Source organism: Chitinophaga sp. Ak27 (assembly GCF_012726295.1).
Lineage (GTDB): Bacteria > Bacteroidota > Bacteroidia > Chitinophagales > Chitinophagaceae > Chitinophaga.
Window position 1 is genome coordinate 438,677 of the sequence record NZ_JABAOB010000002.1, and the last position, 26,352, is coordinate 465,028.

Annotated in this window: 16 protein-coding genes; 11 read left to right on the forward strand and 5 right to left on the reverse strand. The window is 46.2% G+C overall.

What is annotated here, in order from left to right; translation table 11 throughout:
* Window positions 1–11: 11 nt before the first annotated feature.
* From HGH90_RS09630 to HGH90_RS09640, 3 genes are all read left to right on the forward strand, one after another.
* On the forward strand, window positions 12–1,610 hold the full coding sequence (locus HGH90_RS09630; RefSeq protein WP_168764204.1) for a RagB/SusD family nutrient uptake outer membrane protein: 1,599 nt from the start codon (window positions 12–14) through the stop codon (window positions 1,608–1,610).
* A gap of 202 nt (window positions 1,611–1,812) precedes the next feature.
* Window positions 1,813–3,090 (forward strand): Gfo/Idh/MocA family oxidoreductase, encoded by a 1,278-nt coding sequence (locus HGH90_RS09635; RefSeq protein ID WP_145670918.1) that lies wholly within the window; start codon window positions 1,813–1,815, stop codon window positions 3,088–3,090.
* 34 nt (window positions 3,091–3,124) lie between these two features.
* Window positions 3,125–6,481 (forward strand): family 16 glycoside hydrolase, encoded by a 3,357-nt coding sequence (locus HGH90_RS09640; protein WP_211172605.1) that lies wholly within the window; start codon window positions 3,125–3,127, stop codon window positions 6,479–6,481.
* 52 nt (window positions 6,482–6,533) lie between these two features.
* On the opposite strand, the gene HGH90_RS31625 is transcribed toward HGH90_RS09640, so the two are convergent.
* Both HGH90_RS31625 and HGH90_RS31630 read right to left on the reverse strand, forming a co-directional pair.
* Window positions 6,534–6,671: a VOC family protein gene (locus tag HGH90_RS31625; RefSeq protein WP_211092963.1), complete on the reverse strand. Its 138-nt coding sequence runs from the start codon at window positions 6,669–6,671 to the stop codon at window positions 6,534–6,536.
* Between the two features lie 65 nt (window positions 6,672–6,736).
* Window positions 6,737–6,877 (reverse strand): hypothetical protein, encoded by a 141-nt coding sequence (locus tag HGH90_RS31630; RefSeq protein WP_211092962.1) that lies wholly within the window; start codon window positions 6,875–6,877, stop codon window positions 6,737–6,739.
* Window positions 6,878–7,088: 211 nt separating this feature from the next.
* Here HGH90_RS31630 and HGH90_RS09650 point away from each other — a divergent pair, with 211 nt between their 5' ends.
* The 8 genes from HGH90_RS09650 to HGH90_RS09685 all read left to right on the forward strand — a co-directional run bounded on the left by HGH90_RS09650 (window position 7,089) and on the right by HGH90_RS09685 (window position 21,016).
* The gene (locus tag HGH90_RS09650) at window positions 7,089–8,138 is read left to right on the forward strand and encodes a hypothetical protein (protein ID WP_168764203.1); all 1,050 of its coding nucleotides are present in this window, start codon (window positions 7,089–7,091) and stop codon (window positions 8,136–8,138) included.
* Window positions 8,139–8,163: 25 nt separating this feature from the next.
* A complete protein-coding gene (locus tag HGH90_RS09655) occupies window positions 8,164–9,606 on the forward strand; it encodes a coiled-coil domain-containing protein (RefSeq protein WP_248276988.1) in 1,443 nt (480 codons plus the stop codon).
* Window positions 9,607–9,685: 79 nt separating this feature from the next.
* Window positions 9,686–12,928, forward strand: a complete 3,243-nt coding sequence (locus HGH90_RS09660; RefSeq protein ID WP_169190961.1) for a hypothetical protein — start codon at window positions 9,686–9,688, stop codon at window positions 12,926–12,928.
* Between the two features lie 65 nt (window positions 12,929–12,993).
* Window positions 12,994–17,484, forward strand: coding sequence for a DUF6443 domain-containing protein (locus HGH90_RS09665; protein WP_211172606.1), 4,491 nt, complete (start codon window positions 12,994–12,996; stop codon window positions 17,482–17,484).
* Between the two features lie 9 nt (window positions 17,485–17,493).
* Window positions 17,494–17,991 (forward strand): hypothetical protein, encoded by a 498-nt coding sequence (locus HGH90_RS09670; RefSeq protein ID WP_169190962.1) that lies wholly within the window; start codon window positions 17,494–17,496, stop codon window positions 17,989–17,991.
* 158 nt (window positions 17,992–18,149) lie between these two features.
* Entirely contained in the window at window positions 18,150–18,512 is a 363-nt protein-coding gene (locus tag HGH90_RS09675) for a hypothetical protein (protein WP_169190963.1), read from the forward strand.
* Window positions 18,513–18,637: 125 nt separating this feature from the next.
* Complete coding sequence (locus HGH90_RS09680; protein ID WP_169190964.1) at window positions 18,638–18,922, forward strand: hypothetical protein; 285 nt, start codon at window positions 18,638–18,640, stop codon at window positions 18,920–18,922.
* Window positions 18,923–19,855: 933 nt separating this feature from the next.
* Window positions 19,856–21,016, forward strand: a complete 1,161-nt coding sequence (locus HGH90_RS09685) for a hypothetical protein (protein ID WP_169190965.1) — start codon at window positions 19,856–19,858, stop codon at window positions 21,014–21,016.
* A gap of 43 nt (window positions 21,017–21,059) precedes the next feature.
* Here the strand turns inward: HGH90_RS09685 and HGH90_RS09690 are convergent, their stop codons facing one another.
* From HGH90_RS09690 to HGH90_RS09700, 3 genes are read right to left on the reverse strand one after another with little or no spacing between them, the layout of a single operon-like run.
* Window positions 21,060–21,848 carry a zinc-dependent peptidase gene (locus HGH90_RS09690; protein ID WP_169190966.1) on the reverse strand — a complete coding sequence of 263 codons (789 nt, stop codon included), beginning with the start codon at window positions 21,846–21,848 and terminating at the stop codon, window positions 21,060–21,062.
* A 7-nt stretch (window positions 21,849–21,855) separates the two neighbouring features.
* Window positions 21,856–23,475, reverse strand: a complete 1,620-nt coding sequence (locus HGH90_RS09695; RefSeq protein WP_248276989.1) for a M28 family metallopeptidase — start codon at window positions 23,473–23,475, stop codon at window positions 21,856–21,858.
* 60 nt (window positions 23,476–23,535) lie between these two features.
* The gene (locus tag HGH90_RS09700; protein WP_169190967.1) at window positions 23,536–26,235 is read right to left on the reverse strand and encodes a gliding motility-associated C-terminal domain-containing protein; all 2,700 of its coding nucleotides are present in this window, start codon (window positions 26,233–26,235) and stop codon (window positions 23,536–23,538) included.
* Window positions 26,236–26,352: the final 117 nt, after the last annotated feature.

Sequence of the window (26,352 nt, forward strand, 5' to 3'; positions counted from 1 at the left end):
AATATTACACCATGAAATCCAGATATAGCATTCTTTTTATAATGAGCCTGGCATTGTTATCTTTCCCGGGCTGTAAAAAATTTTTGACGCATGATAGTCCCTCTGGCGTAACCGATGCCGTATGGTGGAAAACAGAAGGCCATGCCTACAGTGCGCTCGGATCTATTTATGCCGGTGTACCTGCAGGATCAACCGGCCGTAATGTAATGTTCTGGTCGGGCCTGAGCGATGAAGCGGTGTGCCGTGGCGACTTCCGCGGTAACTACGATATTTATACGAGGGGTTTGCAAAATCCTACCTGGGATGTAGCAGAGTGGATCTGGAGAGACGATTATATAGATATCCGCCGGGCCTGTCGTTTCCTGGAGAACGTAGACAAGTGTTTCATGGATGACCAGCTGCGTACCCGCATGAAGTATGAGGCCCGGGCCTTACGCGCCTATTATCATATGGAGATCATGCTTTTCTTCGGGGATATTCCTATTGTGACACAGTCGCTGACACCGGCTACCAACCACCTAAAAAGGGACCCGGTAGATAAAGTATATGCTTTTATTTTAAGCGAGCTGCAGGCGTGTGCCGAAAACCTGCCCAAGGAATACGACAGTGATGAAACCTGGCGTATTTCAGCCGGGGCCTGCAATGCCATGATCGTGCGCCTGGCATTGTTCTTCCATCACTACGATATAGCCCGTGATGCAGCTGCCAAAATAATAGGTACGGGCGTTTACCAGTTGTATCGCAGTGAAAAACCGAATGTGAACAATTACGCGGAGCTGTTTAGCTATACGGGTAAGCTGAATAAAGAAAGGATCTTTTTTACGCAGGGTGGTTGTAATAATGCCTGGACTACCTTTGCGCCTTACGGCATTGGTGGCGAAACCTATGTATCGCCTACTTCATTGGTGGTAGACAATTTTGAAACCAAACAGGGTAAAACCCCGGCGGAGCTGGGAGCCGACTCCCTGGCTGTTTACCGTAAAAATCCCAACTATAACAATAACCGGGACCCACGGTTGGTGGCTTCGGTATTATATCCCGGAGAATCGTTTATAGATGCGGGTTATATCCTGCAACCCTTTGATAATTCCACTAATAATACCGATAAAATTGGCGTACAGAAATCTACTGCCACCGGTTATTGGATACGGAAGTACCTGGATGCCCGTGACCGGCAGAGCAGAACAGGATCGCTCGATTTTATGATTATCCGGTATAGCGAAGTATTGTTATCGTATGTAGAAGCGTTGATAGAACTGGGCGACTGGAAGAACCCGGCGGTTGCGCTTTACCTCAATGACATCCGTAACCGGGCAGGGATGCCGCCGGTGGATATGCAGCGGTACAACAGCCAGGAGTTGCTGCGGCAGTTGGTGCGCCGGGAGCGGCAGTCGGAGTTGGCTTTTGAAGGACAGCGCTATTTTGATATCCGTCGCTGGGGCATTGTAAAAACGTTGATGAACGGACAGGTATTTGGTGCTACCAATCCACAGACCGGCGTACAGGTAAAGGTGCAGGATCGTGCATATACTGATCGCGATTACCTGTGGCCGATACCGGAGAAAGAGACTTTGTCTAACCCCGAGATGGTACAGAATCCGGGCTATTAATGATGCGTGGATTTTTACCGTTTATCATTTTTTCCGGGAGGAACACTTGCTTTTCACACCGTTGGATTATATCTTACCTGTCAGAGAGACCAAGATCTGCCTTGATAGTGAAAATATTATCATACGGTGTGAAAATACAGTGAACAGCTATAGTAACGTGATAACTTTAATAGAAGCATACAGCATTCAATCAAACTGAAATATGGCGAAACAAAACAGTGACTCAAGGCGGGCATTTCTCAAAAATTCCCTGGGAGCGCTTGCTGCATTTACAATTGTACCCAGGCATGTGCTGGGTCGTGGTTACCTGGCGCCGAGCGACCAGCTGACTAAAGCCGTGATAGGCACCGGTAGCATGGGACGCGGCCACTTTGGCTATGCCGGTACACGTGTGGTAGCCCTTTGTGATGTAGATAGCAGTCATTTGAAACTGGCGGTAGACCAGCTGGGCGAAAAAGGAAAAGGGGTGAAAACTTTTTCTGATTATCGTGAAGTGATTACCCTGCCGGAAGTAGATATTGTGCACGTAGCCACGCCACCGCACTGGCATGGTATCATTGCAGCAGATGCTGCCCGTGCCGGAAAAGATATCTGGTGCGAAAAACCTATGACGGCCACTATTGGAGAAGGAAAACGCCTGGTGGAAGCGGTGCAGCAGCACGGCAGAATTTTCCGCCTGAACACCTGGTTCCGCTTTGAAGACAGATTTTATGGAATGGGTACTACTGTAAAACCCATCAAAAAACTGGTGGACAGTGGTTTACTCGGATGGCCATTGAAAGTGACCGTGAGTAAGCATACCGGCTTTGACTGGAAGTTTTACTGGATTGGTAAAACCAACCTGGAAGCCATGCCGGTGCCTAAAGAACTGAACTATGACATGTGGCTGGGCCCTGCGCCTTATCGTCCTTACAACCCGCATCGGGTACACCAGACCTTCCGTGGGTACTGGGATTATGATGGTGGTGGTTTGGGAGATATGGGGCAGCATTACCTGGATCCTATCCAATACTTCCTGGGGAAAGATGATACCAGCCCAGTGAGTGTAGAAGTAGATGCACCACAACAGCATCCTGATGCGGTAGGTACCTGGAGAAGAATTACGTACACTTACGCCGACGGCTGCCAGATCATCCTGGATGGTGATGGCGCCGATGAAAAGGCAGCTTATATAGAAGGCCCCAAAGGAAAGCTGTACCCTGGTTTCCGTTCAGATATACCTGACCTGGAAAAGAAACTGGCTGCCTTCCCTGATCCGGCTCCTCAGCAAATAGACTTTGTAGACGCCGTAAAAAGACGCCGCAAATTTGCTTTGAACGAGGAAAATGGCCACCGTTCCGCTACCCTGGTCAACATGGGTAAGATTGCCTTGCGCCTCAACCGCTCATTGAAATTTGACCCGGTAAAACAGGAATTTATTGATGATGCCGGCGCTAATGCCCTCATCTATCAGCCTATGCGTGGACCATGGACCATCTAAAATAGCCGGAATCAGCACAAACAAGTAAACAATTATGAAAAAGATATTACACTTACTCATTGCATTACTGGTTGGCGGGAGTAGCCTGGTATCCGCACAGGGACCATCAGATCAGCGTGCTTTTCACACCAAGGTGGCCGATGTACTGGCGTTGATGCCGTCGCCGGGCCGGGCGCAGTTTAATGCCAATATGGAAGCGATTGCAGCCCTGGGAGAAGAGGGACTGAGCACCATTGCCGGTATGCTGGCAGCGCCGGGAAAAGGCGATAACACGCAGCTGGAATATGCCATTTCCGGTTACTGTTACTACGTAACCCAGCCCGGAAAAGAAACTGCCCGTAAACAGGCAGCAGCAGCGCTTTGTAAGTCACTGGGCAAAGCGCAGGATCCGGAAAATAAAATGTTTCTCCTTACCCAGTTGCAAACAGTAGGAGATAATGATGCCGTGAGCACCCTGCAAGGTTACCTGGCCGATGAACGGCTTTGTGATCCTGCTGCACGCGCGCTGGTAAAGATCAACACTGCCGATGCGCAACAGGCGTTATTGCAGGCACTAAAGAGCGCTTCCGGCGATCGCCGTATTACACTCACCGAAGCGTTGGGTGATAGCCGTTATACCGGCGCCGCCGCCGCTATTGCGCCGTTGGCTACTGATAGCGACAAACGCCTCGCTAAAGTTGCTTTGTATGCACTGGCCCAGATCGGCGCTCCGGCTTCCGCACCTGTATTGGCTGCAGCAGCGGCAAAGGCTGGATATGGATATGATGTAACAGATGCTACTGCTTCTTACCTGTATTACGCAGCTACGCTGACAGACAAATCAGTGGCAGAAAAGATTGCAGAAAATATCTTTAAACAGGCAAAAACAGATGCACAGGTACCTACACGTACAGCTGCGCTGAAGCTGCTCACCGCCATCCGTGGCGATAAGAGCCTGCCGCTGCTGCTGGCAGCTGCCAATGATAAAAACCGCGCTTACCGCGATGCTGCCCTGAAATTTGCAGGTCAATACGGCCTGGCTGGTAATCCACTTTGGCTGAAAAAATTTGCCGGCGCCGATAACGCCGATAAAGCAGCGGTAGTAGGTATGTTGGGAGATAATAAAGTAACCGGCGCCCTAACCGCTATCCAGTCATTGCTGGGTAGCAAAGACCAGGGCGTAAAGCTGGCGGCCATCACCGCTGCCGGTAAAATCGGCGGCAGCAGCGCATTACCAGCCCTGCTCGCTGCTATGAAAACAGGAGATGCCACTACCGTAGAAGCAGTGAAGAATGTGTTGCTCACCATCCCTGGTGATGAAGTAGCTGCCCAGTCAGGCGCCGCACTTTCCACCATGCCGGCAGGTGCGCAAACCGCTTTGCTTGCAGTACTGGCTGCACGTAAAGCCGACAGCCGCGTAGGCGATGTATTGCCGCTGACCAGCAGCAATGATGCGGGCACCCGCAGCGCTGCCATCGGCGCCTTGAAGGACGTTGCCACCCAGGCGAATTTACCTGCACTGTTTTCCCTGTTGAATAATGCCGGCAACGCTGCGGATATCAGTAATCTCCAGGCCGCCATCATCAACACCGGTGCAGGCAGTGCAGCGATACAGGCACAAATGAAACAAGGCAGCGCAGCACAGCAGGCACTTTATCTGCCGGTACTGGCAGGCATTGGCGAAACCAGCGCTTTATCTACTGTATTAAATGCCTTTAATAACGGCGACGCCAACACGAAAAAAGCAGCCGTAGCAGCATTGTCTTCCTGGAAGAATGCGGCTGCTGCACCTGCCTTATTGCAGATTGCGCGCGATAATACGGCTTACCGCGACGACGCCGTAGCAGGTTACATTGCACTCACCCGCAGATCCGGTTTTCCGGCAGATCAACGTTTGCTGATGTATCGCAATGCCATGGAGCTGGCTACCACGCCTGCTTTACAACAGAAAGTACTGGAAGGTATAGAACAGTGCAAAACACTGCCTGCTTTACTGTTTGCCGGCAACTACCTCGATAACGCTTCATTACAACAGTCGGCCGCCAATGCCGTAATGAATATTGCCCTGGCAGATAAGAGCTACAACGGTGCTACCGTACGCAGCTTGCTGGAAAAAACATCCCAGGTGCTGAAAGGGCAGGATGCTGACTATCAGCGGCAGTCGATCCGCAAATACCTGGCAGAAATGCCAGCCGGCGAAGGCTTCGTTCCTCTCTTCAATGGGAAAGACCTGAGCGGCTGGAAAGGATTGGTAGAAAACCCGATTGCCCGTGGTAAAATGGACGCTAAAACCCTGGCCAAAGCACAAGACAAAGCCGACGATAATATGCGTAAAGGCTGGTCGGTGAAAGACGGACTGTTGGTGTTCAACGGTCATGGTGATAACCTTTGTACCGATAAGAAATACGGCGATTTTGAAATGCTGGTAGACTGGAAGATCACTGCACAGGGTGATGCCGGTATTTATCTCCGCGGCTCTCCACAGGTGCAGATCTGGGATACCTCCCGCGTAGATGTAGGCGCGCAGGTAGGTTCCGGTGGACTGTACAACAATCAGCAGCATGAAAGTAAACCATTGGTACTGGCAGATAACGCTATCGGTGAATGGAATCACTTCCGTATCATCATGAAGGGCGATCGGGTAACGGTATACCTCAATGGTCAGCTGGTAACAGATAATACAATCCTGGAAAATTACTGGGACCGCGGTTTACCGATCTTCCCCGAAGAGCAGATAGAGCTGCAGGCACATGGTACGTATGTAGCTTACCGCGATCTGTACATCAAAGAACTGCCTCGTCCTAAGCCTTACGTGTTGAGCGATGAAGAAAAGAAAGCAGGATATAAACTGTTGTTCGATGGTACCAACATGCACGAATGGGTGGGTAACACGAAAGACTATGTGATACAGGACGGTAACCTGGTGATCGATCCTTCCAACGGAGGTCATGGTAACCTGTATACAAAAGATGAATATAAAAACTTCTCTTTCCGTTTCGAGTTCCAGCTTACCCCCGGCGCTAACAATGGTTTAGGCGTACGTGCACCGCTGGAAGGCGATGCTGCCTATGTAGGTATGGAATTACAGATCCTCGACAACGAAGCAGATGTATATAAAAACCTGAACGTATATCAATATCATGGTTCTGTTTACGGTGTTATTCCTGCTAAGCGCGGTTTCCTGAAACCAGTAGGAGAGTGGAACGTGGAAGAAGCGATTGTGGATGGTACACATATCAAGGTAATCCTGAATGGTACCGTGATCCTGGATGGTGATATTGCCGATGCCCGAAAAAATGGTACGCTGGATCATAAAGATCACCCGGGGCTGAAGAATGAAACTGGTCATATCGGTTTCCTGGGACATGGATCTACCGTGCGTTTCCGGCATATGAGAGTGAAGACGCTGTAGGAAAAAGTTATCATGAGAATAGGCCGTTTCTACTCAGTAGAGACGGTCTTTTTTATGCCTGTACGAGTTCTATTTTACGGCCGTCGGGGTCCTGAATAACAGCTGCGTAGCCCCATTGCGTAGAAGCAGGCATCGTCACGATGTTTCCGGCTGGTAGTTTCAGGACCAGGTTGTCAATATCATCTACCATAAAGCCTAACCTGGTTGTGCTATCGGCTATGGTGACTCCTTTCGGTAAAGGATAGATTTCCAGCGTTACGGGCGTTCCCCTGCTGGCGTAGTGAAAAGGGCCTTTGCCGTGTTGATGTGATCGAATTCGAATCCAAGAATGGTGTAGAAGGCCGCCAGTGCGGTAGGTTGGAGGGTTTTAATAACGAGTAGGTGGAGGGACGGCATTTTTCAGGGAAGGTAAAAATTTTTATGTTGACTGATACCGGATAGCGGGGGAGGGGCGTCTTTTTTTATTATAAAGCATTATAAATTAGCCGATTTGTGTTAATATTGCGGTTAATTGACAGTAGCATATTTAACCCATGAAATATTAAAACTATCTCACTTTATTTTATACTCAAAAGCATTTTAAACTTTTAATTATACCCCCTGATCTATGAAATGTATTGTATCGCTGGCGCTGTCGTCGCTGTTTTGTTTGCATGTAATGGCACAGAATAAACTTGAACCAACCGGGAATGCTGGTATTGGAACTATTACCCCTGCTACCAAACTGGAAATATTTTCAGATGGATTATCTAACATTCAGCTCACCCATCAATATGACGTGCTCGGGAATGTAGGAGCGCTTAAATTCAATATGGCCGGTACGGAGGTTGGCAAACTGGAAGTAGAAAGAACTATAGCTTCCAACAGGCAGAGTGTCATGAAATTTAGCATTAAAGGGCGGGATAGCTTGATGGAAGCAATGAGAATCTTTAATAACGGCTTTGTGGGTATTGGAGAACGTTCTCCTGATGCAAGGTTGACGGTATCCGGAGATTCCGGGACCTATGTTGTGAAATTTACACAACGTAATGTGGCTGCTACGGATGCGTCTTTATCAGTTAGAAATGCCACCAGTGCCACAGGGGTTTTTATTCCTAACCTGATTGGAAGATCCAGCATCCCTGGAAGATCCTTCGGTATCTATGTTACCGGTGAAGCAGAAGATGTACTACCGGCATCAGATGCGTCAGTGGCAGCTGTAATCCTCGATGGCAGGACCAAAACCAGCACCCGTTTAACCACCAATAATGTACTGGCGGTTAATAGTGCCGGAGTGAACCTGATGCAGGTAAAGGGAGATGGTAGTGTAGGCATTGGTACCACCGATACCAAAGGCTATAAACTGGCAGTTAACGGCAGTGGCGTTTTTACAAGAGTAGTAGTAAAAGCTTATAACAACTGGCCTGATTTCGTTTTTGAGCATGATTATCAGCTTCCCTCCTTAGGAGAAATGGAAGCTTATGTTCGTACCCATAAGCATTTACCGGAAATTCCATCTGCGGCTGAAGTGGCAGAGAAGGGACTAGACCTGGGAGAAATGAATCAGCAGTTACTGAAGAAAGTAGAAGAGCAGATGCTCTATATGATAGAGATGAATAAGAAAATAATTTCCTTGACGCAGGAAGTACAGGAGTTGAAAAGAAAGATTGCGCAATAATTTGTCACCTTATCTAGTGTTCGCTATGAAATTTATTTGTTGCCTCGCATTGTTCTTTCATATAGGTGTCCTGGGTGCTTATGCCCAGGGCAACCTGGCAAAGAAGCCGGATAGCCTGCTGAAGAAAGTTACCCCTATACCTGGAAAATATCTTTCCCAGGTAAAGCAAAAATCAGATAAAATGGAGCGGCTGGTGACTAAGCGCAGCGAGGTAGCGCTGGCCCGCTTCATGAAACAAGAAGAGAAACTGAAACGCCGCCTGGCGCGTATCGACTCCCTGAAAGCTAACAACCTGTTTACCCACTCCATCGATTCCCTGGGCAGTTTAAAATCGCGTGTAAAAGGTAAGCTCGGGAAATATTCCGGCGCATTGTCGCAATCGGGCGGCCCTTATCTCGATAGCCTTAGTAATTCCCTGGGCTTCCTAAAGGAATCAAAAGGTCTACTGGAACAATCCAAGGGCATTACCGATAAGCTGAATGGTTCATTAAAATCGGTCGATAACCTGAAAGACAAACTGGCCCAGGCGGAGCAGATCAAGGCATATATCCGCGAGCGTAAACAATTGCTGAAGGAACAGTTGAGCCAGTATACCGGCTTTACCAAAGACCTGCAGAAGATGAATAAGGAAGCCTACTACTATGCGCAACAGCTAAAAGAATATAAAGAAGTGTTTAAAGACAAGAAGAAAGCGGAGCAAAAGGCGATGGAAATGATTAAGAAATTGCCTGCCTTCAATGATTTCATGTCTAAACACTCGCAGTTGGCCAGTTTGTTCAACATCCAGGGTGCCACTGCTTCTGCCCAAAGCCTCGAGGGCTTGCAAACCCGCAACCAGGTGGAACAACTGATCCAGCAACGCCTGGGAGGGGGTCCTAACGCCGGCGCAGCAGTGAGTCAACAGATGGCAGAAGCCCGCAGCCGGCTCAATGAACTGAAAAGTAAATTCCCCGACCTGGACAATGCCGCGGAAATGCCGGACTTCAAACCCAAAGAAATGAAGACCAAAAGCTTCCTGCAACGGCTTGAGTTTGGCAGCAATATACAGTTCCAGCGAAGCACGCAGTTCTTTCCCACTACCAGCGACCTCGCAGGGCAGGTAGCGTATAAATTTCATAAAAATGGTAGCGCGGGAGTGGGGTTGTCGTATAAACTCGGCATGGGGACGGGCTTCAACGATATTCATTTCTCCGGGCAGGGTATGAGCATCCGCTCCTTTGTAGACTGGAAACTGAAAGGTACTTTCTTTTTGAATGGCGGCTATGAGCAAAACTATCAGCCCAGCTATGTGGGGGTACCTGATGGAGTAGGGCAGCCGTGGACACAGAGCGGGCTGGTAGGGATTAGTAAGAAATATAAGATCAATAGTAAGCTGAAAGGGAATATGATGGTGTTGTTTGATTTTTTATATAATTCGCATGTGCCCAGGACGGACCCGGTGAAGGTGAGGTTTGGGTATAATTTTTAATGGTTGTTAGCCTTGCAATAGCGTCAATAGACGCTGAATATTTTTATGTATTAACCTATATATCTAATTCTCAATTTCCATGAACACAAGATTTGCCAAAGTGTTTTGTTTGTTATTACCTTTTAGTTTTGGATGTGCTGTAACCTTTTCCCAAGTGGATACCAAAATTGTTCCTCCGAGGCCTATACCACCTTCCCCTGATGTAGCGTCGTTGTTTAAATTCAGTGAGGTACCCGTGAATAATTACACCGGGCTGCCACAGGTAGATGTTCCGGTTTATGATTTGAAATTGAAGGATATCACCATCCCAGTCAGGCTTCAATATCATACAGGTGGAGTAAAGGTAGATGAAGTAGCCTCCAGTGTGGGGATGAATTGGAGTCTTACAGCCGGGGGAAGTATTAATGTCATGATAAGGGGGAAAAGTGATTTAATGGGAGGATACCCGTTGAACAGTCCTATTACACCAGAGGTTTATGCCGGCCATGGAATATATGACCTAAATGCACCTGAAGGTGGGGTATCATATCGGTGGGGGATTGAGGCCGTTAATGGAACAACTGACCCGGAACCGGACATGTTTAATTTTAGCGCACCGGAAATAAGTGGTAAATTTTTCTTTGGGCTGAAGGGAGAGATACATACTTCTCCGGTAATGCCCCTGAAGATTGAACCTACTACCCAGGGGCTGAAGATAGTGAATAGCAAAGGCGTTATTTATTTGTTTGGTCCGCAGGAAATGAGTTATTCGACTTCGTCAGGATCAGAGAATATTAATTACTACCTGTTTAAAATTATTACCCCCTCAAAAGACACCGTTGATTTTAACTATGAGCCGGTTAACTATGCTTATAAAAACTATTTTGGTGAATCCCGGGTTAAGTTTTTGTCCGGATACCATAGCGTCGACTTAATGGCTCAGGCTGGGGATATGGTCAACAGCAGAGTTATGTATGATAGTATAAAAGTAATTGGCTGGAGAATCAAGTCGATTAATTGTACCAACGGCGTTAATGTGAATTTTAATTATGCTATCGCAGCACGTAAGGATTTACCAGGGACTAATAGCCTTGCCGACATTTCTGTATTTTACAAAACAAACTTCATAAAGAAGGTAGTACTTCAGCAGGAATATCGGGGAAATATTTCATCGCCGGACAAATGCCGGCTGTGGTTATCTCAATTGTATGAGGAGGGAGCTGGAGGACTGAAGGCTGCGCCGTATGTATTTACGTATAATTCGAAAGTACTGCCAGACCGACTGAATAACGGCCAGGATCACTGGGGATATTATAATGGTCGTGGCTCAAATAGCCGACTTCCGAAAAACGATGAATATTGGCCGGGTGACGCTAGAGCTGCGGACAGACGTCCGGATACCAGCGTGTCTAACGCTGGTCTGTTGACACGCATTCAATATCCAACAGGAGGCACCACCGAGTTTACCTATGAACCCAATGATATATGGGTGGAGAATGAGCGGACCATCGACCGTAGTTTTCCAATTGAAGGGGTGTATGGAACATCCTATACAGTGGCACAACGGGTGATTAGCATTCCTGCCAGTGCTAGTTCATTTAGGATATTTTATAACACATATGCTACTCCTCCGAGCGGAGGTACAGGGATAGAAGACCCTACCGCGGATGATCCAACTTGTGCTATTACTGTGAAGACACCCGGAGGACAAACATTGGATTACTCCACGAAGAATAGCAACCCCAATGGAGACCCTGTTAACTGGGTGCCTGGAGACTATACAGTTACCGTAAATACTTTTGGTGATAATATGAATGGCTTTTTTGAAGTCCATTACGATCAGAATGACACCAGTTATTATACAGGGAGTAAAATTGTGGGTGGATGGAGAGTTAAAAAGCTAGTCTATAACGATGCTTATAACCCGGGCGCTAGTAAGGTCTATAAATATGTTTATGATCAGAGTGACACAACACCCGGGCATTCGTCAGGTGTTTTACCGGTAGAAAATCCACAATATGAATACTTTAGAACGCTGGCAGTACGCAAAGTATTTAGTGGCCCGATTGACGACCCACAATCGGAGCCACCTACTGTTGAATTACAGAACTGCCTGGTTGTTGTGCAGAGTGCCAACAGTGTATTACCCTTGTGGGGAGATCATGGTCATATCTTTTATCCGGTAGTGACTGTTTATAATGGTGAGAATGGAGAAAACGGAAAAAGTATCTACAATTACTCTTATCTGCCTAGTGCTGGAGGATATTATGGTTATCCTTTTGTTCCTTCCGCAAATAACGAGTGGTATTGTGGCTCGTTGATTAAACAGGAGGACTATAGGAAAGAGACGAATGGAAAATATAAGTTGATTCAATCCACTGAAAATGTTTATGGAATTGGACCGGACTCAGTATTCTGGAAGCCGATGTTTAATATTCCTGAGCCACCCTCATATTTGAAAGGAATTGGAATTACAGTATATACGGAGTTGCCGGAGATGAATATAGGGCTGAACGTTTATCCTTATCAATTTATTTTCAATGACTATCATTATATTTCTGCCTGGTTACACCTTGATTCTACCATTGTGAAGCAATATGGAGATAATCAGGCTACTCCATTTATAACTACTACTGCTTATGATTACAAAAATGGCTTGAGTTTAAGGCCAACGGAGGTAAAAACTATCACCAGTAAAAATGAAACTATACGGATATTAAACAGTTACTCCAGCGACTATAAAGGAACGGCTGTTTACGATAAGATGGTGGCCCGTAATATTGTTGACCCAGTCATTACTGAAACTTCCTATCGTGATTCAAGAAAGTTGTTGTTTAAGCGTAATAATTATTTGCCAACCGTGGATGATATCCTGTTGCCGGCAAGTATAGACCGGGCTATATACAACAATGGGGTTGAAACAGAAATTAGTTTCAGCAAATACGACAACAGAGGTAATCTCCTGGAGTATACGGCAAAGGATGGTGTTATACATTCCTTCATATGGGGATATAATAGCAACTATCCTGTTGCAGAGATAGTCGGATGCAATTATACATTAGCCTCCTCTTATGTTACTTTGCCGGCGCTACTGTCATCTGCAGATCCACAGCAAGTTAGAACTGAACTAAATAAAATCAGGACGGGGCTAGCCAGCACTCCGGCTTTAGTAACAACAATGACCTATGTTCCGGAGGTAGGCGTTACAAGTGTTACTGATCCTACGGGAAATATTAGTTTTTATGAGTATGATGGTCTCAATCGCCTGAAGGTTGTTAAGGATCAGAATGGAAAGATTCTTAAGCAGTACGATTACCAGTTCCAGGTACCAGTAACCCGATAAACGCTATTTAAGAAAATCAGTAAAACCACAAACGTGGATAAAATATTTATAATATGGTTCTAAATATGTTTCGAACTGGCCTGGTAGTAGCACTATTGATTAGCGGGTTGTCAGTCAGTGCTCAAACTCCCGGAGGACCTGCGTACCCTGGTGCTAGCCCTGTACCATTGCCAGCTGCCTATACCAATGCTGTAATAAATTTTGTTCGTACCTGGGAGCCGGTAGTTGCTACCACGGACACTTCCTTTGTAGCGAATCCAGCCAGACTGATAACAGAAGTCCGACAGACAACTCAATATGTAGATGGCTTAGGAAGGCCACTTCAAATAGTAGCAAAGGCGATAAGTCCTGCTGGAAAAGATATGGTTACACCAATAGTGTACGATGCTTTCGGGAGAGAACAAACTAAATACTTACCTTATCCTGCTTCTGTCAGTGATGGGAAATTTAAAACAGATCCCTTTACAAATCAGAAATCATTTTATTTAACACAAACGCCCCGTGAAAGCGTTTACTATAGCCGGATTGACTTCGAAACATCGCCACTTAACCGTGTTGTAAAAACGTACGCTCCGGGAAATAGTTGGGCCAAAAATGATCTGTCAGGAGTGGAGAGGGGAGGGAATCGGCCGGTAGAGAATCAATACCTGGTTAATACTACAGCGGATTCTGTAAGAATATGGGATTTTATAAATGGCCTAGTCATTCCTACCAGTGCAGCTGGGCGTATATACACTGCCGGCCAGTTATATAAGAATGTAACTATCGATGAAGCTGGAGGTCAGGTGTTGGAGTATAAAGACAAAGAGGGTCGGGTGGTGCTTAAAAAAGTGCAATTATCTGCCACGCCGGGTACCGGGCATATGGGGTGGCTTTGTACTTACTATGCCTACGATGACTTAGGTAATCTTCGTTTTGTAATTCCTCCCAAGGCGGTGGAGGCAGCTCTTGGCAGCAGTTGGGTGATCAGTACTACTGTGGCAGGGGAGCTCTGTTTTATATACCGCTATGATGGCCGTAATCGCATGATGGTAAAGAAAGTACCGGGGGCAGATTCTACTGAAATGGTGTATGATGTGCGGGATAGGTTGGCATTTAGCCGGGATGGTAATATGAAAGGGAAGAATTGGCTGGCTACTTTTTACGATGGGCTAAACCGGCCGATAATGACTGCTTTATATAAAAATGCCAGCGCTACCCGTGAATCTCTACAAACCACATTGAATGGAGTTAATGGCAGCAGCAGTCAGACTATTGCTTATAGCTTCCCTGTGCCGACAGATCTGATCCTGGATAGCTTTGATTTGAAGCCTTTGTACCAGGCAAGTAACAGCATTGCCGTAGTGGACGGATTTGATACGGGTGCAGGCGCCACTACTGATATGGTGATTAACCCGACAGCTACCAGCGGTAGCGGTAATGTTGCTGCCAGCAGCACGTTATTGGCTATTCCAACGGATTCCCTGACGCCATTGACCTATACTTACTATGACGATTATACCTTCCCTGGCGCGCAGAGTTATGCGAGCAGTGATAATGCTAAGCCGCAGGCAGATGGTGGCCTTAATGCGGAAGCACTGCCAGCTACCCGCAGCAACATGACGAAGGGATTGGTAACTGGCACCAAAGTAAGAATATTAGGTACCCAGCAGTGGTTAACTACCACCAATTGTTATAACGATAAGGGACGGGTGATCCAGGTATTAACGGAGAATATTAATGGTGGATTGGATATCATGACCAGTCTGTATGATTTTAACGGAAAGGTGCTTAGTACTTACCTGCGGCATAAAAACCTCCGTAGCAGCCTTTCTCCGCAAACCACGGTATTAACGATGCTGCACTACGATGCTGCCGGTAGGCTCACCAGTGTTAAGAAACGGCTTAATGACGCCAGTTCTACCCTGGATAAAACCATTGCGGTGAATACCTACGATGAGTTAGGGCAACTGAAAACAAAGCGTTTGGGCATTGTGGGTAGTTCGCAGCTGGAAACGCTGACTTACGATTATAATATCCGCGGTTGGCTGACTGGTATCAATAAGGCTTATGCGAATACCGCCGGAAGCGCGGCCAACTGGTTCGGGCAAACACTGGCGTATGATTCAGGTTTCACCGCTTTGCAGTATAATGGAAACATTGCAGGAAGTACCTGGAAAAGTAAAAGTGATGGTATCGCGCGTGCCTATGGCTATAGCTATGATAAGGTAAATCGCCTGGTGTCGGCTCCCTTCTCTCAGCAGAATAGCGGCAGCACCAACTGGACGGCTGATCAGAAAGACTTTTCTGTCAGCAATCTGGGGTATGATGCCAATGGTAATATTCTGGCTATGAACCAGATGGGGATGTCTGGTACGACCAAAATTCCACTCGATCAACTCACCTATACCTACCGGCCGACCAGTAATAAGTTAGGTGCAGTGGTAGATGGTGTTAACACCGCTACTGCTAAGCTGGGCGATTTCAACAACGGCACCAACAGTGGAGATGACTATGATTATGACACTAATGGTAACCTGATCAAAGATCTCAATAAGAATATTACGTCCATAACCTATAATCACCTGAACCTGCCGGATAGCATTGTAATCACCGGCAAGGGAAGGATCAAATACCTGTACGATGCTGCGGGCGTAAAGTGGAGAAAGATAGTAACGGATAAAACCACCAGTACAGATAAAGTGACCGTTACCGACTATATAGGTGGTTTTGCTTACCAGAATGACACCTTGCAATTCCTGGCACATGAAGAAGGCAGGATACGGCCTATATTTAAAACAGGACAAGCTACCCAATATCCTTTCGATTACTTTGTAAAAGATCACTTGGGTAACGTGCGGATGGTGCTGACGGACCAAACCGACTTTACCATGTATGCCGCTACCATGGAGGCCCCGGCAGCAGCTACTGAAACGGCTTTATTCAGCAATATTGACAATACCCGTACCGATAAACCGGTAGGCTACCCGGCAGATGAAAGCGCCGGGCAGAATGCCTCCGTAGCCAAACTCACTGCCACGGGCGCGGGTAAAAAAATCGGCCCTTCCATCGTATTACGCGTAATGGCCGGTGATACTATTCAGCTGAGCGCCAAAGCGTTTTACAAGTCGAATGGCCCCAAGGATGGTAAATCCGCTATGGTCACCGCAGAAAATATGGTGACCGACCTGATGGAGGCATTCGGCGGAAATGCCGGGCAGAATAATGGCGCACACGGCGAGGCCGCATCAGACCAATTGACACCCTTTAACAGTAATTTCTATAACAACGACTACCGCCGCTTGAAAGAGAAAGAACCGGATCAACTCAATAGCGATCGCCCCAAAGCCTATCTTAATTTTGTACTTTTCGATGATGAGTTTAAATTAGTAGAAGAAAATAGTGGAGTAAAACAAGTGAAAGCAACACCAGATGAGTTGCAGACGCTCGGCCAGGATAAGATGGTGATTAAAAAGACAGGGTTCTTATATGCTTATACCAGTAATGAAAGTGCAGAGCCGGTGTTTTTTGATAATATCATACTGGGTGTTAATTCTGGACCTTTGTTAGAAGAAACGCATTATTATCCATTTGGGTTGACGATGGCGGGGATATCCTCGAATGCACTGAAAGGTACAAACTATGCGGAGAATAGACTCAAGTATAATGGTAAGGAACTGCAGAATAAGGAGTTTGCAGATGGGAGTGGGTTGGAGTGGTATGACTATGGTGCGAGGATGTATGACGCGCAGATAGGAAGATGGGGAGGTACCGATCCCAAAGTCGATATATATAGTTCGCTAAGTCCATATAACTATTGTTTAAATAACCCTATCAAATATATAGATCCGAATGGGGAGGATGTTTATTTAGTTATATGGTATACAGATAATGGGGAAATAGGGCATGCAGGTATTGCAACAGACAATTATCGAGTAGAAAAATATAAACAGAAGGAAAGATATCGCGACGAAAATGGCAAGAAGCAAACGAGAGAGGTGGAGAAGGAGCGGATGATAAGGGATGGAACAGTCACTTATTTTGATTTTTGGCCAGGCGAGGATGGAGCAGGGAAGAAGAATTTTGATAGTGACCAGGGTGGTATTATACAAAGGAAAAAGAATGTTACTCTTGACCAGCTTCTTAATACGGATATTGGTATAGGAGAGAAGCGGTCTGCTGGCGGTGTAGTACAATTTACAGCGGATGCCGCAGCTACGACAAGTGTTTATAAAGGCATAGAAAAGCAGTATGAAGATCAAAAGTTAGATAATGTTCAATATAATGGGGCTACTCATAACTGTTCGAATTTTGCTTTGAATGGATTGAATTTGTTATATAGCTTCAAACCTGGATTTGGGACTGAGAATATAAACACAGACGGGAATCGTTGGTTGAGAATTCCGGCCGTGAATATAAATTCTGTAACGCCCAATTTTTTATTTAACGGGGCTTCGAAGTTTGTAAATACCACGGGACTTGGAAAAGTCTTAAAAACAGATACTAAAAAAGCAGGAAATGATTTTATAAATGCTGTTACGAGACAATACGCATCTGACAAAACACCTGGAAAATAAATTTAAAATATGCGAATTTTTTTAATTTCTCTTATCGGTTTCCTAATCGGATTAAATTTGGGTTGTATAAACTCCAATTCTAAAAGGAAAAAAGAAAATATTGACACGACCGGAGTTTATCTAAGCAGTAATTTATTTGTTAGAGCAATTTCAACTAAAGACACCTTAGTATTTAACAAAGTCATAGATGGAGATAAATTGTTTGTTTATCTAAAGCGTAGGCATCCGGGGGAGTCCCTAAGCAGGCAAGAACTATTTTTTCCTTTCTTTTTTGTTTTTAGTCCACTTAAGATGCGGATGGACTCGCTCATTGCTAAAAGAGATGAAAATTTATTCCGGATGTTTAAAATCAATTCTATTAAATATTTAGATGAAAATGAAGCCGAAATTGAAGTGCTCTGGAACACAACTTTATCTGATGAAAACCAGAGAATTTCTTTGATTTTAATCAAGGAAAATAAAGATTGGAAAATAAAAGGAGCCGAGTGGGAGGAGTTGCCTGAATAGACATTGATAGAATTAATTTTAGAAGAAACGCGTTACTATCTATTTGAGTTGGCGACGGCAGAAATTCATACAGACAAAAAGCCTGGATACATGAGGGGAAGTGGGATAGATGCTGGAACACCGCCTGCAAAGAAGGGTATTTGACTTTGAAGTATACCATGATGGAATTCGATTTTGATGATTGCTATTGGCATGATTCTATTTTAGAAAGTATCTTCCTTGACAGAAAAGATTTAGGGAATAATGATATTATTGAGATTATTGTTGACTGGTATGACATACCAAGGTCAAAAATAATTTTCAAAGGAGTTTGTTTATTTAAAGCAACCATGAATTCAGGTATTCATGTTAAAGAAGCAATAGATATAGGCTATATAGGTCCTGCAGATGACCCAGATTTGCTGTCTTTTTATAAAAAATGGAAAGGTGCTTTTGATAGTGTTAAATTGAATTGCTATATAATTAAGACTTCCTCTACTGGCAGTGAAATAAAAATACTCGCCGAAGGGGTTGAAATATAGCGATGTGTTAACTTTTAGCTTAGCAGTATAATAGGCCGTAGGTAGTGCCTACGGCTTATTATACGAGTGTATCACGTGGGTTCATTAGAAATGGTATTCACCTTTTTTAAGGCACAATGAATATTATGGAAAGAACTCATTACAGTTTCAAGAGACTTTTTCTAGCTTACCTATTTGGATATATGCCCTTTGGATTGCTTGCTGCGATTCTTTCTTTAGTGCATATTTTACCGGTACATTTTAATGAACGTCCTTATTATGGGGTAACAGGTTTTCTAATAGCCGTTTTAACTATACCTTTTTTCGGACTTATTTTTAGTGTTTTAAATTGGGTTTATTTGAACTTTGGCAGCTTTGTATATCGTTGTGTGCTTAAGGTGTTGAAAATTGAAGAAAAGCGAAATGACTGATATGACTATATTTTTGGTCGGCTAAACAAAGCGTTAATACGCTTTGCACTTGCATACAGGGCTATAAACAAGCAGGATGAAGATATATTTATGGGAAGGAATTATAACGGTCTTAGCTTGTTTAATGATGACTCTTGGGAATTATCGACAATATTTGGCAGAGCGTGATGGTACCAAGTAAGAATGCAGATATTAAAAATGCCTGGTAGTTGCATTGGAACCAAGGTGAAACATCATGCTAAATTTATCTATGAAAAAAAAGTATGTAAAACAAGTCGGTGGCTCCTTCTGTGATAAACATTGGGAGGGAGAGTATGTGGAAATGAAATATATTGATGGAGTATCTTTCATTATGTTTCCATCGGAAACCGTAGTTCCGGCCTTCTATATACTTTTTGCGAGCTTAATGTTCGGAATGGGGAGCATAATCTATTATGTATGCTGCCCGAGTAGCACAACGCCAATGCTATCAAATGTATAACTGGATTTTTGTAAGCACCTACAAATACTATTCAAAATTCAAAAATGAAACGCCCAGATTTAGCGCTGCTGCCGTAGTTACGATCAGCCAATTTATCACTACCATTTTTATTTTGATCTTGTTAAAGAAGTTTTCGGTATGGGATTTTTCAAGATATATACCAAACAAATTAATTGCGGTGCCGATTATGGTTGGCTGGATGCTAATCATGTATAACTATTACTCTGAGAAGAGAATTGTTATGCTGCTTGATGCGTTCGAACAGTTACCTAAATGGAAACGGAAATTCTGGGCGGTCATGAGTGTAGTATTCTTCTTATTGCCGATGATTTTATTTCGGATTTGCTGCGAGAAAGTAACTGGATTCGGAAATATATTTAAAAGAAATGTACAATACTGAAAATAGACCAATTAATTCAACACACCTTTGTTAACTTAAACACCTTATCTCTATGCGTTTTCTTCTCAAACCTTTACTCTTTACCGTAATTTTCCTGTTTAACCTACCCCACCTCTACGCTGCAAAACCGGCAGGAATAGGCGATTGGGTCCTTCTCGGCGCCACTAACGAACCAAGCTCGCCGTGGGGATTACAGTACTTTAAACTACTCCAGGTAAATAGCGATGCCCACCGTTATGCCAGTATTTACGAAGTGAGTATCCAGGGAGATGCTAATTATTTCGAGCGTCAGGGTACTTACCAGATTAGGGTAGACAAATATGAAGGAACTACTGGCCGATTTGACGGGTTGGAAGTGAGATGTATTTCCGGTAATCCCGCTGCGGCTACTTTTTATGTCTTTAATAATGCGCTATGGCTGCGCTCTAATTATCAATGGGGTAACGTGTATTACCGCCCGGTTGCTGATTATGGAGCAATTCCATTAAATGCAGCTCCTTTCGGCCAAACGGTAACCGCGCCGGTTGGATTTGTCGCGAGCACCGGCACATCAGGCATCAAATGCGATTTCGACAACAATCAATTTTACTTGTTGCCGTCAACAGATGTAAAAGGAAATATGACAGTGCCGGGTAGTGTAGGCATTGGAACCAGCCCCAATTACCCTTTACACCTGGTCTCCCGCGGAAATACAAACAAAGCGGCTGCTTACCTCTGGGGCGAAAATTACGGGCTCGCTATTGGAACATTATCTAAATCGGCGGCTCAGTATGCGCTGGCTGTGCTGGGGAATGCGAATACAGATGGAAGCTCTGCCACGGGAGGGGCTAATCCCTTGCTGTATGTAAGAAACGATGGCAATGTAGGAATCGGTACCACCTTACCCCAGGCTAAGTTAGCCGTTAACGGCGACCTCTTCGCCAAGCGCGTGAAGGTCACCCAAGCCGGCTGGCCGGATTTTGTATTTCACGACACCTACCAACTACCCTCCTTACAGGAAGTAGAGCATTTTGTAAAAAACAATAAACACCTGCCAACCATTCCTTCTGAAAAAGAGATTAACACCAATGGTCTTGATATAGGAGAAATGGAGAAATTGTTATTGCAGAAGGTAGAAGAACAGATGCTCTATATCATAGAGCTGAATAAAAAGTTGGAAGCTTCTTTAGAACGAACCCGCAAATTAGAACAACAAATGGCTGGTAAGAAATAACAATAACGGTCACCAGTAAAGCTCTGGTGGCCGTTATTACAAATCATTGTTCCGTTTCCATCTTCCCCGGATCCTGCCGGAATATCTTCGTCAGCATCTCATACAACTCCGGGTGTTTCTCCGCCAGCAAATCCGGCCGCTCAAAAAAGTACTCTGATATCACCGCAAAAAACTCTGCTTCATTGAAGGCTGCATATGGATTAATATCGGTATGCCCTTCGGAAATTTCCTGTATGGTCTGATGCACTAGCTTCATCCAGGGAATGCTGTAGCTGTGCTCCATCAGTTTGGTAGGCATTCCATCAATAAGGCCGTCTGTTTTGTCCAGCAAGTGCACGAATTCATGGATGGCGGTATTGTTTTTATCTGTCATATTAGCGAAACCTTCCCGCAGCGCGGAGCGCGACAAGATCATCTGTCCGTTTAATGGACCGGTGCCTACCATGCCTAAGATATTGCGGTTATTGCCTTCGTACTGGTAGGTGGAGTCGAAGGTGTCGGGGTAGAGGATTACGTTAGTGAGATTAAAATACTCCCAGTCTTTAAATCCAAAAATAGGGATGATGGCGCTGGCGGCCACTAATACGCGGTCCAGCGGTTCTACTATAACGCCTACGCCTTCGATATGCGTTCTTCTGAGAAAACGTTGCACCATGGCTTCAAACCGAGTTTTTTCTGCTGGCGGTAACTGCTGGTAATAGCGTACATGTTCCTGTAGCAACGCCTGGTAGTCTATTGGCACCGCACTTTTCTTCAGCTGCCTGCGACTGTACATATTTTTGAAGTACAGGAACAGGATCAATCCTATCATTATCAATCCAAATAAAACCATCTTAACACTATTTTCTGTATGCGCTAAATTCTGATCCTTGTTTCCAGGCAGGGTAGCTGCTTTCATTGCTGAGATGATAGCCTACGTCAAACAACAGGCGTACATCTGCTACCATGCCATCCATGACCCAGGTGGCCGGGTTAAATTCATCGGTGGGGGAGTGGTAACGTAAACGGTTATACGCTGCTATCTGTGCTGTGCCCCAGCCGTGTTCGTGGCCTATGGCGTCGGTACCCGGACCGATATACAACCCGGGCACGCCCTTCTTGGCAAAGTTGAAGTGATCGGAGCGGAAAAACCAGCCCCCTTCAGGATTGGCTTCCGGAACAATCACCCTGCCTTGCAGGGCAGCGGCGCCTCGGGCGTATTCGTCCAGCATGGATTGTCCGTAGCCTATCACCGTAACATCGCGGGTGCGCCCAAAAGTATTCAGCACATCGAGATTGATATCTGCCACGGTTTTGTTCAACGCAAAGCTGGGGTGGGCTACATAATACTCGGAACCCAGCAAACCTTGCTCTTCCCCGGTAACAGACAGGAACAACACGGAGCGCTCCGGCTTTTGGGCCAACCGGGTGAAGGCAGTAGCCAGTGCCAGCAATCCCGCAGTACCGGTAGCATTGTCTACTGCACCGTTGTAAATAGAGTCACCTTTAACGGGCTCGCCTATCCCAAAATGATCCCAGTGAGCGGAATATACAACGCATTCCTGCGGCCTTTTGGCGCCCGGCAATACCGCCAGCACATTATGCGAGGTCGATTTTTTAATGGTATTGTTGATTACGAGAGAAGTGTGTAAATGGAGGTCTACCGGCTTGAAACCTTTTACCAGGGCTTTTTGCATAATATCGGGCGAAACACCGGCCAGCTGGAAGATCTTTTTGGCAGCATCCATTGTAATCCACCCCTCCAGCGCGGTGCGATGCTGGTTGTTATCGGCCGTTTGCAGGTGCAGTTTGGAGTTAGACCAGCCGCTGCGTACCACTTTCCAGGGATAGCTGGCAGCAGCAGTTTCATGGATGATGATCACCCCCGTGGCGCCTTGCCGCGAAGCCTCTTCAAATTTATAAGTCCAGCGGCCATAGTAACTCATATTACGTCCTTTAAACAAGCTGCTGTCGGCAAATCCCGGATCATTGATCATCACGATCACTGTTTTGCCCTTTACATCCAGCTCTTTATAGTCATTCCATCCGTATTCCGGGGCTACAATGCCGTAACCGGCAAACACTAATTCCGAATGTGAAATGCTTACCTGCTCCTGTATACGGCGGGTGGCGGCTACGAAATCGTCGAGGTACGACAGCGTTACTGCGCCGCCGGCGCCTTCAATCACCAGGTGGTCAGCCGGGTGGGAGCTGATCGACACCATGGGTACTTCCTGGAAATAGCTGTTGCCATTACCGGGTTGTAACCCCAGCTGCCGGAACTGGTCCGCCAGGTATCGGATGGTGCTGTCTTCGCCGCGTGTAAATGGTTTACGCCCTTCAAAGGCATCCGAGGCGAGTACTTTTATATGTTGCGCTAAAATGTTGGCATTGATAGCCTGGATGGCGGCTGAATCCTGCGCATTAGCGGCTGATCCCAGCAAAGCGCCTGCCATAGCGAGAATAATCGGTCCCTTCAAAGTATTACAAGTTTTTTCCGGGCAAAATTTAGCGGAGTTCGGCAACAATTCCAAAAATGGCTAGCGAACCAGTACCGTGGTCCCTTTCCGGAATACCCGTTTCCCGCTTTCTTTCTCGGTATACTCCAGCATCCATACGTAAGTGCCCAGGTCGGCAGGTTGTCCTTTCACGGTACCATCCCATTTGCGGGTCCAGTCAGTGGTTTCAAATAAAAGATTGCCTACCCGGTTATATACGGCAAAATGAAGGTCTACGGCCTTATAGGCATTGAGTGGATAGAGATAGTCGTTCTGCCCATCGTTATTGGGAGAGAAGGCGGTAGGTACGTCTATATAACAGCTGGATACCACGGTAATATAATGATCGGCGGTATCCAGGCAATTGGCATCATTTTTCACAATGAGCCGGATCAGGTATTGTTGCTCTTTTTGGGTGGGGAAATATTGCATCCGGGTGGCTTGCGGACCGGTGGTGACAGCGCCGTTGCCGTAGTACCAGGTCCAGGCCTGTATTTTACCGAGACTTTTATTCTCCGGCAGTACCAGGTCCATAGGGCAATAGGGGCCGGGACTCACATCGAAGAGAGCGGTGACTTCACTTCTGAGTAAGGTATCTAAGCTTTTGGTATCGGTGCAAATGCCATTGCTCACGGTCAGTTGCAGGTGCTTCATGCCCAACGAAGTATATGTTTTTGTTACATTTTGCGTGGTATACGTATCTCCATCGTCGAATGACCACGTCCACTTGTTGACGGCATGCTGACCATCATGCTGTAGGTGTAGGGTGGATACACGGCAGTCCTGCTGAATGGTGTAGCTGAAGCCGGCATTAACGGTATCGGCTGTGCGAAAATTGCTTACCTGGTTGATAGCGGCGGGCTGCCAGCATTCGCTCAGCAGGGTGTTACCGTCTGTACCGGTTTTGAGGGTTACCTGGTAGTCGCCTGCTTTTAGAATAGGAGCGGAGAGTTGCAGTATAATGGAATCCGCCAGGTTACTGCTGTTGCAAACGCCCGTGGCTTTTATGATCTGGATGCCGCCAGGGCCGGTGAGGGTAAAGTCGCTGCCATCGGGCGCAATCGTGTTGCATTGCACAGGAACCGACAATCCCACTTTCACGGACTGCGGACTGCAGGCGATGGGCGCTATAGCTCCCAGTACCACGGCTGGTTGCGGTGCAATGGTAAAGGGTTGTTGCGATCCCGCCGGTGTTTCCTGCCAGCACTCGCTCAGCAGGGTATTACCGTCTTTTCCCGTTTTCAATACTACCTGGTAGTTGCCGTCTTTTAATATACGGTCTTTCAGTTGTAAGGTAATTACTTTCGTCATGCCGCTGGCGTCACAGCTGCTGCCGGCGCCGGTGATTACTACTGTAGCAGGACCGGTGATCGTGAAATCGCTGCCATCGCCTGCTACGGAGCTGCAACGAACAGGGGCCGCCAGCACCAGCTGTATCGTGTTTGGGCCGCAGGCCGGTGGTGTTACAGGACCCAGCGGCACAAAGGGCTCATGGGGAATATTAAACTTCGCAGTGCCACCGGGTGGAGTAGGTACGTGACATTCGTTTTCGATGGTGTTGCCATCGGGGCCGGTGGTCAGTGTTACGGTATAATTGCCTTCCTGTGTAATGTGTTTGTCCAGTTGAAGGGTAATGACGGTAGTAAGTCCATCAGCGCTGCAATTGCCGCTGGCGCCGGTGATCTTCACGGCCGAAGGGCCACTCAGCACAAAATCTTTTCCATCGGGCGATATAGAGGCACAGCGGATAGGCGCGCTGAATTGAAGTTGCAGCTGATCGGGCCCGCAGGCAGGTATCTTAATACTGCCCATGGGCACGGGGGGAGAGGCCAACACGTCAAATCTGGTCTGATCGCCTACGAGCATAGCATTGCCACAGGCATCCAACACCGTGTTGCCATCTTTTCCGACCCGGGAAACAATGGTATAAACGCCTGGGACCAGGGGCTTATCCAGTTGCAATAAAATAGAGTCAGTATCAAACCCGCTGCTACAGCCTACGCCGGTAGCGCTGACGATTTTTGGGCTCGCAGCGGTAAAGGCAAAATCGCTGCCATCGACAGCAATACTGCCACAGTTAACTTTTTTGGTGAGCTTCAGTCCTATCGTATAGGGGCCACAGTTATAACCGGACAGCTTCAACTCAGGAATAGTTGGATCGGTGATCACCGCCGTACCACCGCCAAATGCCAACTGGTAACCGCTTTGCGAACTGCCGGAAAAATGGCTGATGAGCAACAGGTATTCATGCCCTGCCTGTATGTTGGCCATTTTGCTGAATAACGGTTGGTTCATGCCACCACATACAGAAAGCGAGGTGCCGGCGGAAGAAGCCCCTGTGACACCCGATTCACCCGACCAATTCATGGTCACGAATAAGTTGATATCGGTAAATACATCATTCGGATTGCGGCCGGTGATATCGAAAACCTGCCAGTCATAATCGTCACTCAGTTGATTGGGCGTAATGGTAAATCCCAGTGTCCCCGCTGTATAACAGGTAAATTTATACCAGTAGGGGTTCATGTCCATATGATTTCCATCATCCGGGTTATTACAAACCGGGCCAGGAATACTATTGATGCCACATACCGGTACTTTATCTTGTTTGAATATTTTGGTGCCACAAACCGGGAAAGCAGAAGTGGGCGTTTGACCAATTTCCGTGCAGGCTTGTCCGCTCGCTGTTGCAGCAAGGGCGCAGAAAAGCAGACAAAAAGCAATAGTTTTCAAATACAGCATAGAGATGGATTACACAACGGGTAACATGAGAAATTAGGACAATTTTTCCGAAGTGCGGCCGAAAATTTTTCAAATAGAAAATACGCGGATTTTTATTAAATAGGAAGTAAAGGTTGT

Bases quoted from the DNA above. Each gene is read 5' to 3' on its own strand.
- HGH90_RS09630 (WP_168764204.1), top strand. From the start codon at position 12: ATGAAATCCAGATATAGCATTCTTTTTATAATGAGCCTGGCATTGTTA.
- HGH90_RS09635 (WP_145670918.1), top strand. From the start codon at position 1,813: ATGGCGAAACAAAACAGTGACTCAAGGCGGGCATTTCTCAAAAATTCC.
- HGH90_RS09640 (WP_211172605.1), top strand. From the start codon at position 3,125: ATGAAAAAGATATTACACTTACTCATTGCATTACTGGTTGGCGGGAGT.
- HGH90_RS31625 (WP_211092963.1), bottom strand. From the start codon at position 6,671: ATGGTAGATGATATTGACAACCTGGTCCTGAAACTACCAGCCGGAAAC.
- HGH90_RS31630 (WP_211092962.1), bottom strand. From the start codon at position 6,877: ATGCCGTCCCTCCACCTACTCGTTATTAAAACCCTCCAACCTACCGCA.
- HGH90_RS09650 (WP_168764203.1), top strand. From the start codon at position 7,089: ATGAAATGTATTGTATCGCTGGCGCTGTCGTCGCTGTTTTGTTTGCAT.
- HGH90_RS09655 (WP_248276988.1), top strand. From the start codon at position 8,164: ATGAAATTTATTTGTTGCCTCGCATTGTTCTTTCATATAGGTGTCCTG.
- HGH90_RS09660 (WP_169190961.1), top strand. From the start codon at position 9,686: ATGAACACAAGATTTGCCAAAGTGTTTTGTTTGTTATTACCTTTTAGT.
- HGH90_RS09665 (WP_211172606.1), top strand. From the start codon at position 12,994: ATGTTTCGAACTGGCCTGGTAGTAGCACTATTGATTAGCGGGTTGTCA.
- HGH90_RS09670 (WP_169190962.1), top strand. From the start codon at position 17,494: ATGCGAATTTTTTTAATTTCTCTTATCGGTTTCCTAATCGGATTAAAT.
- HGH90_RS09675 (WP_169190963.1), top strand. From the start codon at position 18,150: ATGATGGAATTCGATTTTGATGATTGCTATTGGCATGATTCTATTTTA.
- HGH90_RS09680 (WP_169190964.1), top strand. From the start codon at position 18,638: ATGGAAAGAACTCATTACAGTTTCAAGAGACTTTTTCTAGCTTACCTA.
- HGH90_RS09685 (WP_169190965.1), top strand. From the start codon at position 19,856: ATGCGTTTTCTTCTCAAACCTTTACTCTTTACCGTAATTTTCCTGTTT.
- HGH90_RS09690 (WP_169190966.1), bottom strand. From the start codon at position 21,848: ATGGTTTTATTTGGATTGATAATGATAGGATTGATCCTGTTCCTGTAC.
- HGH90_RS09700 (WP_169190967.1), bottom strand. From the start codon at position 26,235: ATGCTGTATTTGAAAACTATTGCTTTTTGTCTGCTTTTCTGCGCCCTT.